The following is a 16,553-nucleotide window of genomic DNA, read 5'->3' on the forward strand; positions in this document are numbered from 1 at the left end:
AGGGAATAAAGGGAAAAGTTCCACTTCGGGGCGGTATGTTATCGACAGCGGTAAGAGGGGAGTAGTCCGCTTAAGGACTACTCCGGGAAGGAAGAATATGCGTTAGTGATTCGAGAACCAGTTCAGCCTGTCGCGCAGTTCAACCACGCGGCCCACCACAATCAGCGCCGGGCTTTCAATCTGCTGCGCCAGCTCACCGAGCTGCGTCAGCACGCCATCCACCACGCGCTGCGTAATGGCGGTGCCGTTTTCGACCAGCGCGACGGGCATATCCGCATTCATACCGTGCTCCAGCAGCTTCGCCTGAATCGTGGCGGCCTGATTGAGCCCCATGTAGAACACCAGCGTCTGCTTTTCGGCGGCCAGGTTATGCCAGTCCAGCTCGCTGCCGGTCTTCAGGTGACCCGTCACCAGACGCACGCTCTGGGCGTAATCCCGGTGGGTCAGCGGAATGCCAGAGTACGCTGAGCAGCCGGATGCTGCCGTAATGCCCGGCACGACGGAGAACGGAATGCCCGCGTCGCACAGGGTTTCCAGCTCCTCGCCGCCGCGACCAAAGATAAACGGATCGCCGCCCTTAAGGCGCACTACGCGTTTACCTTTCTGCGCCTCGCGCAGCAGGATCTGGTTAATCTCCTCCTGCGGCACGCAGTGGTAGCCCGCCCGTTTGCCCACGAAGACGCGGTCGGCATCGCGACGGACCAGATTCATGATGTCATCGGAGACCAGACGGTCATAGACCACGATATCCGCCTGCTGGATCTGCTGTAGTCCTTTTAACGTCAGCAGACCCGCATCGCCGGGACCTGCGCCCACCAGTACCACTTCGCCTCGATGATCCAGAGGTTCGGAGAGTAGCTGCGTCGTTGTCTCTTCAACGGCTTTGGTGTCCTGATTCGCCAGCGACTGCGCCAGCCTGTCGTTCACAAAGAATTTTTCCCAGAAGCGGCGGCGCTCGCCCACTGTCGAGAAGGTTTGCTTCACGCGGGAGCGGAGTTGCCCGGCATAATGCGCAATCTGACCAAGATGCTGGGGCAACAGGGCTTCCAGTTTTTCCCGCAGCAGACGCGCGAGAACCGGTGAACGTCCCCCGGACGATACCGCAATCATCAGCGGCGAGCGGTCGATAATCGACGGCATGATAAAGCTGGCCTCTTTCGGCGCATCCACCACGTTGCAGAAGATACGGCGCGCTTCGCAGGCATCGCTCACGCGCTGGTTCACTTCATCGTCATCCGTCGCGGCAATGGTCAGCCAGCAGGTATCCAGCAGGGATTCATTAAACGCACCCTGTTCCAGCGTGAGCATCCCTTCCTGCGCCCAGACCTCAAACTGGGGGGCAAAGGAAAGGGCGTTAACGGTCAGTCGGGCGCCAGCCTCTAACAGCAGGCGCGCTTTGCGTTCAGCCACGTCGCCGCCGCCCACGAGCAGGCAGTCGCGGTTGCGTAATTGACAAAAAATCGGCAGGTGATCCACGACGTTACCTCGCAGCATTCATGGAGGGGGTAAGAATTGACGTCAGGATAACAGCAGGGATCGTACAGAACATACGACTTTCCTGCCGTTATCCCTAAAAGGGCGGGGGATTAGCCTTTCAGCTGCACCTTACCGTCCTTCACGCGGACGTCGTAGTGCTTCACAGAGCGGCTCTCATCTTCCATGCAATACCCGTCGCTTAAGCGGAAACGCTGCTTTTTCAACGGGCTGGCGACCCACAGTTCACCCTGGTGCTCGGCAATCAGTCCGCGGGAGAGCACGCTGGCCTCGAAGAACGGGTCGATATTGCTGATGGCAAAAACCTGTTCATCGTGACGAGGGCGGAAAATCGCCACCTGCTCGTTGCCCAGCAGCGCACAGACGCCGGTTGCGGGGAGAATGTCGTTAATATTGCAGATGTTTACCCACTGGCTCATGCGTTTTCCTCCACCAGCGTGACCGGAATACGTTCATACGGCGTCGCCGGACGATGCTGTTCGCGCTCCGGCACAACCTGTACGTTCGGGTCGCGCTGGGTGCTGTTGATAAAGTGTTTGAAGCGCGTCTGTGCCGCCGGGGTGTTGACGGTTTCCGTCCACTCGCAGATCACCGCCTCGCGCAGGCGCGCCATTTCCGCTTCCAGATGCTCGTTCAGGCCCAGCTTGTCGTCGATGATGACCGATTTCAGGTAGTCGATGCCGCCCTCGAGGTTATCGAGCCAGGAGGCGGTACGGGTCAGCTTATCGGCGGTACGGATGTAGAACATCATGAAGCGGTCGAGATACTGAATCAGCGTGTCGCGATCGAGATCCGCCGCCAGCAGGTCCGCATGGCGCGGTTTCATCCCGCCGTTGCCGCACACATACAGGTTCCAGCCTTTCTCGGTGGCAATAATACCCACGTCTTTACCCTGCGCTTCCGCACATTCGCGGGTGCAGCCGGAGACACCAAACTTCATTTTGTGCGGGGTACGGATGCCTTTGTAGCGGTTTTCCAGCTCCACGCCGAAGCCCACGCTGTCGCCGACGCCGTAGCGACACCAGGTGCTGCCCACGCAGGTTTTCGCCATGCGCAGCGCTTTGGCGTACGCGTGGCCGGTTTCGAAGCCCGCTTCAATCAGCTGACGCCAGATTTCCGGCAGGTCGTCCTTCTGCGCGCCGAACAGGCCGATACGCTGGGAGCCGGTAATTTTGGTGTAAAGGTTAAATTCACGGGCTATACGGCCCACCGCGACCAGCCCTTCCGGCGTGATTTCGCCACCGGCGGAACGTGGGATAACGGAGTAGGTGCCGTCTTTCTGAATGTTGGCCAGGAAGTTGTCGTTGGTGTCCTGCAGCGGCGTGTGCTCCGGCTTGAGCACGTACTCGTTCCAGCAGGAGGCCAGCAGGGAGCCGACTGTCGGTTTACACACTTCACAGCCGTAGCCCTGGCCGTGCTTCGCCAGCAGTTCATCGAAGGACTTGATGCCTTCCACACGGATCAGGTGGTACAGCTCCTGGCGAGAATACGTGAAATGCTCGCACAGGTTGTTGTTCACTTCGATGCCCTGTTTCGCCAGCTCGGCGTTCAGCACCTGCGTGACCAGCGGAATACAGCCGCCGCAGCCGGTACCGGCTTTGGTTTCCGCTTTCAGCGCCGCAACGGTGTGGCAGCCTTTGTTGATGGCAGAGATCAGCATGCCTTTGGTGACGTCGAAGCAGGAGCAAATCTGCGCGCTGTCCGGCAGTTTATCCACGCCGATGGACGGCTTGCCGCTGGAGGCGTGCGCCGGGAGGATCAGCGCGTCCGGGTTTTCCGGCAGTTCGATGGCGTTGAGCACCAGCTGGAGCAGGTTGCCGAAGTCGCTGGTGTCGCCCACCAGCACCGCGCCGAGCAGGGTTTTGTTGTCCTGGCTGACGATGAGTCGTTTGTAGACCTCTTTGCTTTCGTCGAGATAGACATAGCTGCGGGAATTCGGGGTGCGGCCGTGCGCATCGCCAATACCGCCTACGTCCACGCCCAGCAGCTTCAGCTTGGCGCTCATGTCTGCGCCAGTAAACGCGTTTTCGCTGCCGAGGATATGGTCCACGGCGACCTGCGCCATTTTGTAGCCCGGCGCCACCAGACCGTATACGCGGTTGTTCCAGCTGGCGCATTCGCCGATAGCGTAGATATCCGGATCGGAGGTCTGGCAGGCGTCGTTAATCATGATCCCGCCGCGCTGCGCTACGGCCAGCCCGCACTGGGTCGCCAGCTTGTCGCGCGGACGAATACCGGTGGAGAAGACGATGAAGTCCACTTCCAGCTCGCTGCCGTCGGCAAAGCGCATGGTTTTGCGTGCTTCGGTGCCTTCCTGGACAATCTCTTTGGTGTTCTTGCTGGTGTGAACCTTCACGCCCATGCTCTCGATTTTACGACGCAGCTGGTCACCGCCCATGTGGTCCAGCTGTTCGGCCATCAGCATCGGGGCAAATTCGATGACGTGGGTTTCAACGCCGAGGTTTTTCAGCGCGCCAGCCGCTTCCAGGCCCAGCAGACCGCCGCCGACCACCGCACCGCGCTTGCTGCGGCGTGCGCAGGACTCAATGGCGTTGAGGTCTTCAATGGTACGGTAGACGAAGCAATCCTGCGTTTCCGAGCCTTTAATCGGCGGGATCCACGGATAGGAGCCCGTCGCCATGATCAGCTTGTCGTAAAAAACCGTACGCCCGGCGCTGGAGTGGATCACTTTTTCCTGACGGTTGATGGTGATAGCGCGTTCGCCCACCAGCACCTTTACGCCATGCTTCTCGTAGAAACCTTCGCGCACCAGAGAGAGCTCTTCGGCGGTATGATGGGAGAAGTAGGAAGAGAGGTGCACACGGTCGTACGCCTTGCGGGGTTCTTCACAGAACACGGTAATATCGAACTGCTCAGCATCGGCCTTATCGAGAAGATCCTCGATAAAGCGGTGGCCGACCATGCCGTTACCGATGATAGCGAGTCTGACTTTGCTCATTATTGCCTCGATTTCTTTTCTATTATTGCCTACCTTAACGATTCAGCAGGGGCGCTTATTGATGCAAATCAAATACGTCTTCGCCTACTCCTTAGGTGGTATATGACTGATTTGTCAGGATTTTTATAAGTAGTGGAAATCGAAGGCTTTTCGTGTTCGTTGAATTTGTGTACAACTCAGGGGCGATTTTGCAAAAAACGATACGCCTGAATATCAGCGGCGTTTTTTAGGGGAAAGGTATGTCTACAGCACCGTTATGGCTTGTTCAGAATGTTCGTTTACCGGGTCGGGAAGGGCTGTGGCAGCTCGCCATTGAGAACGGGCGATTTGGTGACATCACCCCGATGGACGACACCCATGCCGAAAGTTATGAAGTACTGAATGCGCGCGGTGGGCTGGCTATTCCGCCGTTCATCGAGCCGCACATCCATCTTGATACCACCCAGACGGCGGGTGAGCCGAACTGGAACCAGTCCGGCACGCTGTTCGAAGGCATCGAGCGCTGGGCTGAGCGCAAGGCGTTGCTCAGTCATGAGGACGTTAAAGCGCGAGCCTGGAAAACGCTGAAGTGGCAAATTGCCAACGGCATTCAGTTTGTTCGCACCCATGTGGATGTCTCCGACCCGACGCTGACCGCCCTGAAGGCGATGCTGGAGGTGAAGCAGGAGGTGGCGCCGTGGGTAACTATGCAAATCGTCGCGTTCCCGCAGGAAGGTATTCTCTCTTATCCGAACGGCGCGGCGCTGCTGGAAGAGGCGTTAAAGCTGGGCGCCGACGTGGTGGGGGCGATCCCACACTTCGAGTTCACCCGCGAGTATGGCGTCCAGTCGCTGCACATCGCGTTTGAGCTGGCGAAGAAGTATGACCGTCCGCTGGATATTCACTGCGACGAAATCGACGATGAACAGTCTCGGTTTGTCGAGACGGTGGCCGCGCTGGCGTATGAGGCCGGTATTGGGCCGCGCGTGACGGCCAGCCACACCACCGCCATGCACTCCTACAACGGCGCTTACACCTCGCGGCTTTTCCGTCTGCTGAAAATGTCGGGGATTAACTTCGTCGCGAACCCGTTGGTCAACATCCACCTGCAGGGGCGCTTTGATGACTATCCGAAGCGTCGCGGCATCACCCGGGTGAAAGAGTTGCAGGAGGCGGGCATTAACGTCTGCTTCGGTCACGACGACGTCTTCGACCCGTGGTACCCGCTCGGTACCGGCAACATGCTGCAGGTACTGCATATGGGGCTGCACGTCTGTCAGATGATGGGCTACCCGCAAATCGACAGCGGCCTGAACCTGATCACCCATAACAGCGCCCGTACCTTCGGCCTGAGCGATTACGGTATTGAAACGGGAAACCCGGCAAACCTGATTATTTTGCCTGCGGAGAGCGGGTTTGAAGCGGTGCGCTGCCAAGTGCCGGTGCGCTGGTCGATTCGTCAGGGGCGCGTGATCGCTACGACGCAGCTGGCGCAGACCTGGATCCAGACGGACGTCGGGGGAGAAGAGGTGAGTTTCGCCAGAAACAGCCCCTCTGCGTAATGCAAAGGGGCGCAGGGTTTAGTGCGATGCCGCTGCCGCGTTGTGCTGGCGGTGGCGGGTCACAAAGCCCAGGATGAAGCACATGATGAACACCACGGCGTACAGACCGTTCGCGGTATGCAGCGCGGCCAGCGGGCCGCTGTGGGCAACGATCGGGCCCGTCACCACGAAGGTAAGCATGGTGCCGATGGTGCCGCAGGTCAGAACGAAGTTAACCAGCTTCGGCGAGGCCACTTTGGTCTGCAGAGAGCCCAGGGTGATGATCGAGGTGTAGATCGCGCTGGAGAAGAAGCCCAGGGTCAGAATGAACCACGGCATATGTTCCGGGGAGCCGTTGATGAACAGGTACATCAGCACGGTCGCCAGACCTGCCAGCACGGTCAGAATGCGCTGCAGGTCGAAGAAGCGCAGGATGAAGCTAAACGCCCACATGCCGAACATGTAAGACATCCAGAAATCGCTCACCAGTTTACCCGCATCGTTCAGGCTCATGCCCAGACCTTTGGCGTATTCCGGTACCCAGGAGATAAAGCCCAGCTGGCCCAGGATATAGCACAGGGCGGCGATGGAGAGGAATAGCACGCCGATGCCCCACTTCTCTTTCGCGACGGGTTCTGCGGTGGTTTGCGCTTTCTTGCCCAGCACCGGGAATTCACAGCCGAAGGTCAGAATGAAGATGGCAACGTAGACCAGCCCAATGCAGGCATAGACCCAGTACCACTCAATGCTGCGCGCCAGCAGAACGGCCGCGACCATCGGGAAGATCATTCCGGCCATGCTGAAGAAGGAGTCGGTAAACAGCAGGCGCGCGCCGCGCTGGCGGCCTTCATACATATGGGTAATCAGGAACGTACCGATCGACATGGTGATCCCGCTGACCAGACCAAGCACGAACATCGCGGCGGAGAACAGGGCGATGCTGTGGCTCAGCATCAGGCCCGCCACGGCGGCGACCATCAGCACAAAGCCAAAACGCAGCTGGGTTTTCAGCGGCACGATTTCCATCAGCCAGGCATTCAGGAAAATAGAGATCAGGATCCCTGCGTTGAGGAAGGTGAAGGTATTACTCATGCTGGAAACGGGCAGCTGGAAGTAGTCTGCGATATTTCCCATCACCATCCCGGTGACGATCACCAACGCGCCGGTCAGGGCGTAGGAGAAGAAGCTGATCCATGTGAGCTTGATGCGATTGCTGTTAGTCATGTCTGGCCTGTTCAGAAAAAGAAAAGCGCCCAGGGGGCGCTGAGAGCGGGCAGATTTTAGACATTAAAGTGATCTATTCATATCTTTTAAGAGAAATTAGAACTTCATTGCATGTTTTTGTGTGATCCTGATCACACAAAATGGTGCTAAAGCCAACCGTTTGCGTGGTTACAACTGTTTCAATTTCGTAAAATTAGGTAAAAGGCTGGTCTCCGTTCATACTGCTCTTTAGAATCAAGCCATTCGCTTTTTATACTGCGCTTTGTTAAGGAATTCTCATGCTCAAATCAACACTGGCGGCTGTCGCAGCTGTGTTTGCTCTTTCTGCCGTTTCCCCTGCTGCGCTGGCAGCTAAAGGGGACCCTCACGTTCTGCTGACCACCTCCGCCGGGAACATTGAGCTGGAACTGAATAGCCAGAAAGCTCCGGTTTCTGTGAAAAACTTCCTCGACTACGTGAACAGTGGTTTCTATAACAACACCACCTTCCACCGCGTGATCCCTGGCTTTATGGTGCAGGGCGGCGGCTTCAACGAGCAGATGCAGCAGAAGCAGCCGAACCCGCCTATTAAAAACGAAGCGGACAACGGCCTGCTGAACAAGCGCGGCACCATCTCCATGGCGCGTACCGCAGACAAAGATAGCGCGACCAGCCAGTTCTTCCTCAACGTGGCGGATAACGCCTTCCTCGACCACGGTCAGCGTGACTTCGGCTATGCGGTGTTCGGTAAAATCGTGAAAGGGATGGACGTGGCTGACAAGATTTCTCAGGTGCCTACTCACGACGTCGGTCCGTATCAGAATGTGCCGTCAAAACCGGTGGTTATCCTCTCCGCAAAAGTTCTGCCGTAATTCTTCTGAACGCGGGCTCTCCTGCCCGCGTGATGTCGCCCTCCCTGCGAAAGCGCGTTTTGCTGCTTATACTTGTGGCAAACGGACTATTCAGGGAGGCGTTAAGTGAAAAAACTCACCGACAAGCAAAAATCCCGTCTCTGGGAACAGCAGCGTAACGTCAATTTACAGGCCAGTTGTCTCCTTGAAAAAGGTAATGGTCCCTCGGAACCCCACATTGAGACGCTGGAGCTTGGGCCTTCCGCGCCTGGGTTGCCCCATCTGTGCCTTATTCATCGTCATTTGTACCGCAGCGAGATGAAGCGGGCAGGCGAACTCCGTACCGAGGATATTTTTAAAGGTGATATTCCGTTCTGCCATTTCGAATACATCGAAAAGATGGGTAACGAGCTGATGGCGGCGCTGGAAAGCGAAAAATATCTTGTGGGTCTTGAGATAGCGGCGTTTGTTGACCGGGTTAGCCACTATTACTGCGAAATCAACATGCTGCATCCCTTCATGCGCGGCAACGGTATTGCCCAACGCGTGTTCTTCGAGCAATTGGCGCTCCATGCAGGCTACGCGCTGGACTGGCGCGATATCGATCCCGAGCAGTGGGTGGCGGCTAACCGCAGCGGCGCAACGGGTGATTTATCCGCGCTGAACGCTATCTTTGCCAAAGTAGTGAGCGAAGCGCGGGAATCTGAGTAGAATAGGGCGGCATTTTTTTCGGGAGCCGCCATGATTCTGCTGATTGATAACTACGATTCTTTCACCTGGAACCTTTACCAGTATTTTTGCGAACTGGGTGCCGAGGTGGTTGTTCGTCGCAACGACGAGATCGATCTCGCCGATATCGAGACGCTGGCTCCACAGAAAATCGTGATTTCTCCGGGGCCGTGTACGCCCTCGGAGTCGGGTATTTCTCTGGATGTGATCCAGCACTATGCCGGCAGGCTGCCGATCCTGGGCGTCTGTCTGGGCCATCAGGCGATTGCCCAGGCGTTTGGTGCCACCATCGTGCGCGCCGCCAAAGTGATGCACGGTAAAACCTCGCCGGTCACCCACACGGGCACCGGAGTGTTCACGGGGCTCAATAATCCGTTAACCGTGACGCGCTACCATTCCCTGGTCATTGACCCGCCGACGCTGCCCGACTGCTTTGAGGTGACGGCCTGGAGCGATACGCAGGAGATCATGGGGATTCGTCACCGCGAATGGGACCTCGAAGGCGTGCAGTTCCACCCGGAAAGCATCCTCAGCGAGCAGGGCCATGCGCTGCTGGCAAATTTCCTCCATCGCTGAATAACTGTTGCCTTGCTGTGATTTTTTATGCATATTTTGTGATTATATTTTCACAATCACTGTGACATAAAATGGATGGTCATGACATGGCAACTGAACAACCAGCAATTACCCGCGCGACATTCGATGAAGTGATCCTGCCGATTTATGCACCGGCTGAGTTTATCCCGGTGAAGGGGAAAGGCAGCCGCGTCTGGGATCAGCAGGGTAAAGAGTATGTGGATTTCGCGGGCGGTATTGCGGTCACGGCGCTGGGTCATTGCCATCCCGCGCTGGTGGAGGCGCTGAAAACACAGGGGGAAACCCTGTGGCACACCAGCAACGTGTTCACCAACGAACCGGCGCTGCGCCTGGGACGTAAGATCATCGATGCCACCTTCGCCGAGCGCGTGCTGTTTATGAACTCCGGCACCGAAGCCAACGAAACCGCCTTTAAGCTGGCGCGCTACTACGCCACAACGCGCCACAGCCCGTACAAAACCAAAATCATCGCCTTCCACAATGCCTTCCACGGACGCTCCTTCTTTACCGTCTCCGTTGGCGGCCAGCCGAAGTATTCCGACGGGTTTGGCCCGAAACCGGCTGATATCGTCCACGTGCCGTTTAACGATCTGCACGCGGTGAAAGCGGTGATGGACGACCATACCTGCGCGGTAGTCGTTGAGCCGATCCAGGGTGAAGGCGGCGTGACGGCGGCAACCCCGGAATTCCTGAAAGGGCTGCGCGCGCTGTGCGACGAACATCAGGCGCTGCTGGTCTTTGATGAAGTGCAGTGCGGAATGGGACGTACCGGCGATCTGTTCGCGTATATGCACTACGGCGTGACGCCGGATATTCTGACCAGTGCTAAAGCGCTCGGCGGCGGTTTCCCGGTGAGTGCGGTACTGACGACGCAGGAGATCGCCTCCGCGTTCCACGTCGGTTCTCACGGCTCCACCTACGGTGGTAACCCGCTGGCGAGCGCCGTGGCGGGTGCCGCGTTCGACATCATCAACACGCCAGAGGTGTTGAACGGCGTCAGCGCGAAGCGCGAGCTGTTCGTAAAACACCTGCAAAAGATTGACGAGCAGTACGATGTGTTCAGCGAGATCCGCGGGATGGGGTTATTGATTGGTGCCGAGCTGAAGCCGCAGTATAAGGGCCGCGCGCGCGACTTCCTGCACGCCGCCGCTCGCGAAGGGGTGATGGTGCTCAACGCCGGGCCGGACGTGATGCGCTTTGCACCGTCGCTGGTGGTGGAAGACAAAGACATTGAAGACGGGTTAACCCGGTTTGCCGCCGCGGTCGCGAAGATCGTAAAAGGTTAATACGCCGTCCGCTTCAACCTGCGGGTTAGCCAAATCCCGTGATGCGGACGCTGACGCCATGCCACCGACGAAATGGTGTGCATGGTGTTCAGATGCCCCAGTACGCGCTGCAAATGCTGCTCCAGGGTGCTCATTGGCCCGTGGGTTAACGTTTCCGGCGCTTCCAGAATGTTCGAATCTCCCGACTCACCCGGCGAGTCATACTCCAGACGCTGCTGACACCGCTGCAACGCAATTTCACACGACTGCAAATAGCGCTGCGCCAGATCCGGTGTCAGCATCGTGTGCTCGCGCGCCAGCGTGGTCATGGCGTTAATGTGCTCGACGATAAACTGGCTGTGCGTCACCCACAGCTTCATATCTGCCAGATAGTGCGAGTTAAAGCCCGGCTCCTGCATTGCCTGGTTGAGCGAGTTAAACAGGGCGTTGTGCGCCTGGTTGACCTTCATGCGCTGATACGCCAGCGGCGACGGCTGCGGGTCGTCGCTCAGGATCAGGCGAATGGCCTGCTGGTCGGCTTCCAGCGCGTCGTGGGCGTTCTGGCGCAGCAGTCCACTTTGCCACTGCGGCCACAGCCAGACCATGCCGCCAAAGGCAATCAGACAGCCGATCAGGGTATCAATCAGCCTGGCGACAATAAACTGTTCGCCATTGAGCGTGAGCAGCTGCAGGGTATATACCGCCGTCACCGTAAAGCCCACCATCGCCCAGCCGTAGTTTTTGCGGATAATCAGGTAGCTCACCAGCGTAACCGCCAGCATTCCTGCCAGAGTATAGCCTTCCGGCACGTGGAAGTGCAGCGTCACGCCCGCGATGATCAGCCCGGCCATCGTTCCGCCAGCCCGATGCAGAATACGCACCCGCGTGGCGCCATAGCCGTTCTGGGTGACAAACAGCACGGTCATTAAGATCCAGTAGGGTTTCGGCAGATGCAGCGCCATGCCCATCAGGCTGGCGGTACTGAGCATCACGCTAATACGTGCGGCGTTGCGCAGGGCGGACGATTTAAGAGAAAGATAGCTTTTGAGCGCGGGCAATAGCGGCAGCCGTTTCTGCTTATCCGCCATCAGGTCGCGCGGATAGAGCGGGCGCTGCGTGCGCAACACGCGGGCGATACGGCTGAAGTGCCAGGCGGCAAACTGGCCGACCGGGTTATCCGGATGCTGACGAGCGATTTTCTCCAGCGCGCCCAGCTGCTTATCCATGTTAAAGCGCGTCGGGTAGCGGTGATAGAGAATATCATCGGCCAGCACGCGCAGGCGTGCGGACACCGTCTGCGCGTTCCAGCGGATCACCGCTTCGGCGTGACTGCGCTCGACCAGCTTTTGTACCTCCTGCGGGTGGTGCAGGCTCACGGAGATATGCTCCTGCAGATCCAGCCCGACCTGGAAGGTGCGCAGCAGCCGTTTGTACTCGTGGTTCTTGTTGGCGGCGAGCATATGCAGCTGCTGATAGCACTGGCTTATCAGATCCACCACCTTCTGCTGGCGCGTCAGCAGGGGCGGTAAGGATTTTTCCGGATCGGTATGCTGGGTCAGCAGGGTGTATTTGGCTTCGCAGTAATCCGCAAGCTGCACATAGAGCAGGCTCAGGGATTCACGCAGCGGCTGCTCCCGCCACAGCCAGAACCAGAACCAGTTAAACAGGCCGTACCATAATGTCCCCAGGGCGTAGATCAGCAGCGGCTCCCACACCGGCATATTCCCGGCGAGGCTCAGCGTGAAAATGGCCGCAATCAGCGACGCGGGAAGCAAGCGGGCGTGCAGCGAACTGATTTCCGCCGTGACGCCGAGGGTCATCGCCAGCACAGTCAGGATCAGCGGCAGCGGGATATCCCGAGCCAGTAAAAGCTGTACGGCGAGGCTACAGCCCGCAAACAGGCAGCCGCCGATAATCAGGCGTTTGAAAAAGCGCTTATGCGGCGTGTCCAGACCGGCGATGTTGCAGCAGGCAGGCACGAGGGAAAACAGCAGACCTTGCTGAAGATGTCCGAGGATCAGGCCTATAGCCACGGGAAGACACAACACCAGCGTTTGTCGCAGTGCGTAGTTAACTTCCGGGTGATAGATCAGCCTGCGCCACATGGGGAGTAGAGACAAAAACGGCGTGACACCTTGCGATGGCACGCCGTTTAAGCGGAATTAACGCGTTCCGTAAACCACGATGGTTTTACCGTGGGCAGAGATCAGGTTTTGATCTTCCAGCATTTTCAGGATACGACCCACCGTTTCACGAGAGCAACCGACGATCTGACCAATTTCCTGACGGGTAATTTTAATTTGCATGCCGTCCGGGTGGGTCATAGCGTCTGGCTGTTTCGCCAGGTTCAGCAGGGTCTGTGCGATACGGCCAGTCACGTCCAGGAAGGCGAGGTTGCCCACTTTCTCTGAGGTGACCTGCAGACGGCGCGCCATCTGGGAAGAAAGACGCATCAGGATGTCAGGGTTAACCTGAATCAGCTGACGGAACTTCTTGTAAGAAATTTCAGCCACTTCACATGCTGTCTTTGCACGAACCCAGGCGCTACGTTCCTGGCCCTCTTCAAACAGGCCCAGTTCACCGATGAAATCGCCCTGGTTCAGATAAGAAAGGATCATCTCTTTCCCTTCTTCATCTTTGATCAGCACTGCCACCGAGCCTTTAACGATGTAATACAACGTTTCCGCTTTTTCACCCTGGTGAATCAGCGTGCTCTTTGATGGGTACTTATGAATGTGGCAATGAGACAAGAACCATTCGAGAGTCGGGTCTGTTTGCGGTTTGCCAAGCACCATGCGCTGTTATCCTCTGTTATAAGCTGTCACCAGAGTCATCAGATGCATCCGGACTCTGGGGTTGCAATCGAATTCTTACCCATACCCTGGGAAGTCGGCTACCGTAACGTTTCGCAGCCAGTAAAGTTTGATGTCCTCTGCATACATGTGTAACGTCAATGTATTACTGTAGCATCCAGAGTGTTTTAGCATAGCTTTCGCCGCGTGTCTCCTGGTGTCTCGCTTCAGCATGATGCAGGTCGCCTTCCATTGCGAGAAATGTAACGCACGCGTAATCTGTCACCAAAAATGCAACGTTGGAGTTTAAGAATATGCAAGCGCGCGTGAAATGGGTTGAAGGTTTAACGTTCCTGGGCGAGTCCGCGTCAGGACACCAGATTTTGATGGACGGTAACTCCGGCGATAAAGCGCCAAGCCCAATGGAAATGGTGCTGATGGCGGCAGGGGGATGCAGCGCCATTGACGTGGTGTCGATTCTGCAAAAAGGTCGTCATGACGTGACGGATTGTGAGGTTAAACTCACGTCAGAACGTCGCGAAGAGGCGCCACGCCTGTTCACCCATATTAATCTGCACTTTGTGGTCACCGGTAAAGAGTTGAAGGACGCAGCGGTCTCGCGTGCGGTGGATCTGTCTGCGGAGAAGTACTGCTCTGTGGCGTTAATGCTGGAGAAAGCGGTAAAAATCACGCATTCGTATGAAGTGATCGAGGCTTAATTATTGGGGCATCGTGCGTGTTGATGCCCTCACCCTAACCCTCTCCCACAGGGAGAGGGAACATGTTCACGCAATCTGCTTCCCTTCCATCAGTCGCTCCACCAGCGGCGTCATGATGAGCTCCATCGCCAGCCCCATTTTTCCGCCCGGCACGACTAACGTATTCATGTGCGAAATAAACGAGCCCTGCAGCATGGCCAGTAGCCAGGGGTAATCAATGCCTTCGAGATTGCGGAAATGGATCACCACAAAGCTCTCATCCAGAGACGGGATGCTTTTGGCCGCAAACGGGTTGGAGGTATCCACCGTCGGCACGCGCTGGAAGTTGATATGGGTGCGGGAGAACTGCGGCGTCAGGAAGTTGATGTAATCTTCCATGGAGCGCACCACCGAGTCCATCACCGCCTCTCGTGAATGGCCGCGCTCGCTCATGTCGCGCGTCAGCTTCTGGATCCACTCCAGGTTAACGATAGGGACCACGCCGACCAGCAGGTCCACGTGGCGCGCCACGTCGTGTTGAGGGGTGACCACGCCACCGTGCAATCCTTCGTAAAACAGTACGTCGGTGGGTTCCGGCAGCGGTTGCCACGGGGTGAACGTCCCCGGCACCTGATTCCAGGGAACGGCTTCATCATAGGTATGCAGATACTTGCGGGACTGCCCTTTGCCGCTCTGACCGTACTCTATAAAGGTTTGTTCCAGCAGGCCGAAGTCATTGGCTTCCGGGCCGAAATAGCTGATGTGTTTACCCAGATCGCGCGCTTTACGGATGGCCATATCCATCTCCGGACGCGTGTAGCGGTGAAAGCTGTCGCCTTCGACCTCCGCCGCACGAAGATTCAGCTGGGCGAAAATCTTGCGAAAGGCGAGGCTGGTGGTGGTGGTTCCCGCACCACTCGACCCCGTAACGGCAATAACCGGATGTCTGGCAGACATAGCAACTCCCTGACTGAAAAGGGTGGAAGATCAGCCGTGAAACGCGTTGCGGGGCATGATATTGACCGTCTCATGCAGTTCTGACCACACCAGCACCACGTCGCCGCTTTTCAGCTGGCGCTTAACATCGTTGACCTTTTGCTCAAGCGAGCGTTCCTGTTCACCATAATCGGTGCCTTCGCGTAATACAAAGCTTTCAATCAGATTATCGAGTGTTTCGGGAGCCAGATCCTGCCAGGGAATAATCATTTTGCACCGTCCAGATAAGGGGTTAGCCAGTCAGGAATACGCGTCTCAAGCCACATTTTCGGGCGGCGCAGCGTACCGCCGATAAACCCGACGTGGCCGCCGTGCTCGGTCAACTGATAGTGAACGTTGTCGGGCAGGAATTCCTGAGCGGGGATCGAGTGATGATCCATAAACGGGTCATCTTTGGCATGAATGATCAGCGTCGGCTGCGTGATCTTGCTGAGCAGCGGCATGGCGCTGCACTGACGATAATAGTCAATCGCATCGGCGAAGCCGTGGATTTTCGCGGTGATCAGGTCGTCGAACTCGCGAATACGGCGCACCTTTTTCAGCTGACGCAGGCTGACCGGCAGGGTATCCGGGTAGGCTTTCAGCTTACGCGCCGCGTTGGCCTTCAGCAGGTTGAGCAGGTAGCGCTGATAGACGCGGGAAAAGCCTTTATCCATGTGGTAGCTGCACTGCTCCAGCATAAACGGTGCGGAGACAATGACGGCGGCATCCAGCGGGACGGTTTCACCCTCTTTGGCTAGCAGGCAGGCCAGCATATTGCCGCCCAGCGAGTAGCCCACCGCGGCGGTCGGCACGGTGCCAAAGTTGTCCCGCAGCCAGTGTAAAAACCACGTTCCGTCTTCGGTTTCACCCGAGTGATAAATGCGTTTCTGACGATTCGGTTCGCCGCTGCAGCCGCGAAAATGCATCACCACGCCGAGCCAGCCGCGCGCTTTTGCCGCCTCGATTAACCCGTGTGCATATGGGCTGTGCAGGCTGCCTTCCAGACCGTGAAAGACCACCAGACGCGGCTTATGGCGGGCCTGCTCCGGCGCTTCGCTCCAGGCGAGATCCAGAAAATCACCGTCTGGCAGGTCAAGCCGCTGCCAGTGTGGGGTGAACTGAACCTTGCGGCGGATCAGTCGCGGCAGCATGGTCTGCAAATGGCGATTGGCCACGCCGCGCATAGGCACGAACTCAGTGCTGTCTTCGGCCGCAATGTCGAAGTCTGATGGAATGATTTGGGTCATAAGGGCGATGCTGATTCTTGTCAGAAATTTACGGTACTTTCCGAATTGTACCCCGTTTAGCCTGGTTTTCCGAAACATGAACTGATCCCGATCACAAATCTTAACCTTGATTATTACTCTCAGGCTAATGATTCCACTCTACGCTTAATTGATGCCTTTCTCACCAGAGCGCACACTTTACTCAACGTTAAGCAAATCAAAATGATTAGCTGAATCAGGA

Annotated in this window: 14 protein-coding genes and 2 pseudogenes; 7 read left to right on the plus strand and 9 right to left on the minus strand. The window is 57.1% G+C overall.

Annotation, left to right across the window (positions count from 1 at the left end; genetic code table 11):
- Positions 1 to 102: 102 nt before the first annotated feature.
- From cysG to nirB, 3 genes are all read right to left on the minus strand, one after another.
- On the minus strand, positions 103 to 1,476 hold the full coding sequence (gene cysG, locus OTG14_RS21095) for a siroheme synthase CysG (RefSeq protein ID WP_267215708.1): 1,374 nt from the start codon (positions 1,474 to 1,476) through the stop codon (positions 103 to 105).
- 110 nt (positions 1,477 to 1,586) lie between these two features.
- On the minus strand, positions 1,587 to 1,913 hold the full coding sequence (gene nirD / locus OTG14_RS21100; RefSeq protein ID WP_032648347.1) for a nitrite reductase small subunit NirD: 327 nt from the start codon (positions 1,911 to 1,913) through the stop codon (positions 1,587 to 1,589).
- Positions 1,910 to 4,453: a nitrite reductase large subunit NirB gene (gene nirB, locus OTG14_RS21105; protein WP_047646837.1), complete on the minus strand. Its 2,544-nt coding sequence runs from the start codon at positions 4,451 to 4,453 to the stop codon at positions 1,910 to 1,912. The genes nirD and nirB overlap by 4 nt, the downstream gene beginning before the upstream one ends.
- A gap of 239 nt (positions 4,454 to 4,692) precedes the next feature.
- On the opposite strand from nirB, the gene OTG14_RS21110 reads away from it, so the two are divergent.
- The gene (locus OTG14_RS21110) at positions 4,693 to 5,994 is read left to right on the plus strand and encodes a cytosine deaminase (RefSeq protein WP_267215709.1); all 1,302 of its coding nucleotides are present in this window, start codon (positions 4,693 to 4,695) and stop codon (positions 5,992 to 5,994) included.
- An 18-nt stretch (positions 5,995 to 6,012) separates the two neighbouring features.
- On the opposite strand, the gene tsgA is transcribed toward OTG14_RS21110, so the two are convergent.
- Positions 6,013 to 7,197 (minus strand): MFS transporter TsgA, encoded by a 1,185-nt coding sequence (gene tsgA / locus OTG14_RS21115; RefSeq protein WP_021242206.1) that lies wholly within the window; start codon positions 7,195 to 7,197, stop codon positions 6,013 to 6,015.
- 278 nt (positions 7,198 to 7,475) lie between these two features.
- On the opposite strand from tsgA, the gene ppiA reads away from it, so the two are divergent.
- From ppiA to argD, 5 genes and pseudogenes are all read left to right on the plus strand, one after another.
- Positions 7,476 to 8,048, plus strand: coding sequence for a peptidylprolyl isomerase A (gene ppiA, locus OTG14_RS21120; protein WP_023309471.1), 573 nt, complete (start codon positions 7,476 to 7,478; stop codon positions 8,046 to 8,048).
- Between the two features lie 105 nt (positions 8,049 to 8,153).
- Positions 8,154 to 8,225, plus strand: a pseudogene (locus OTG14_RS23760) (YhfG family protein); the annotation flags it as partial.
- Between the two features lie 45 nt (positions 8,226 to 8,270).
- Positions 8,271 to 8,738: pseudogene (locus OTG14_RS21125) on the plus strand (putative adenosine monophosphate-protein transferase Fic); the annotation flags it as partial.
- A gap of 30 nt (positions 8,739 to 8,768) precedes the next feature.
- Entirely contained in the window at positions 8,769 to 9,332 is a 564-nt protein-coding gene (gene pabA, locus OTG14_RS21130) for an aminodeoxychorismate synthase component 2 (RefSeq protein ID WP_248166261.1), read from the plus strand.
- An 86-nt stretch (positions 9,333 to 9,418) separates the two neighbouring features.
- Positions 9,419 to 10,639, plus strand: a complete 1,221-nt coding sequence (gene argD, locus OTG14_RS21135; protein ID WP_198313984.1) for a bifunctional acetylornithine/succinyldiaminopimelate transaminase — start codon at positions 9,419 to 9,421, stop codon at positions 10,637 to 10,639.
- Here the strand turns inward: argD and OTG14_RS21140 are convergent.
- Positions 10,636 to 12,723 carry a YccS/YhfK family putative transporter gene (locus OTG14_RS21140; RefSeq protein ID WP_267215722.1) on the minus strand — a complete coding sequence of 696 codons (2,088 nt, stop codon included), beginning with the start codon at positions 12,721 to 12,723 and terminating at the stop codon, positions 10,636 to 10,638. The genes argD and OTG14_RS21140 overlap by 4 nt on opposite strands.
- 57 nt (positions 12,724 to 12,780) lie before the next feature.
- Positions 12,781 to 13,413: a cAMP-activated global transcriptional regulator CRP gene (gene crp, locus OTG14_RS21145; protein WP_000242758.1), complete on the minus strand. Its 633-nt coding sequence runs from the start codon at positions 13,411 to 13,413 to the stop codon at positions 12,781 to 12,783.
- Positions 13,414 to 13,724: 311 nt separating this feature from the next.
- Here crp and OTG14_RS21150 point away from each other — a divergent pair, with 311 nt between their 5' ends.
- Positions 13,725 to 14,129 carry an OsmC family protein gene (locus tag OTG14_RS21150; protein ID WP_008503018.1) on the plus strand — a complete coding sequence of 135 codons (405 nt, stop codon included), beginning with the start codon at positions 13,725 to 13,727 and terminating at the stop codon, positions 14,127 to 14,129.
- Positions 14,130 to 14,195: 66 nt separating this feature from the next.
- Here OTG14_RS21150 and OTG14_RS21155 read toward each other — a convergent pair whose 3' ends face one another.
- The 3 genes from OTG14_RS21155 to OTG14_RS21165 are packed head-to-tail and all read right to left on the minus strand — an operon-like array spanning position 14,196 to position 16,333.
- Entirely contained in the window at positions 14,196 to 15,065 is an 870-nt protein-coding gene (locus OTG14_RS21155; RefSeq protein WP_008503017.1) for a phosphoribulokinase, read from the minus strand.
- A gap of 30 nt (positions 15,066 to 15,095) precedes the next feature.
- On the minus strand, positions 15,096 to 15,314 hold the full coding sequence (locus OTG14_RS21160; RefSeq protein WP_008503016.1) for a YheU family protein: 219 nt from the start codon (positions 15,312 to 15,314) through the stop codon (positions 15,096 to 15,098).
- Positions 15,311 to 16,333: a hydrolase gene (locus tag OTG14_RS21165; RefSeq protein WP_024907935.1), complete on the minus strand. Its 1,023-nt coding sequence runs from the start codon at positions 16,331 to 16,333 to the stop codon at positions 15,311 to 15,313. Before OTG14_RS21165 ends, OTG14_RS21160 begins: the two co-directional genes overlap by 4 nt.
- Positions 16,334 to 16,553: the final 220 nt, after the last annotated feature.

This window comes from Enterobacter pseudoroggenkampii (genome assembly GCF_026420145.1).
Classification (GTDB): Bacteria; Pseudomonadota; Gammaproteobacteria; order Enterobacterales; family Enterobacteriaceae; genus Enterobacter; species Enterobacter pseudoroggenkampii.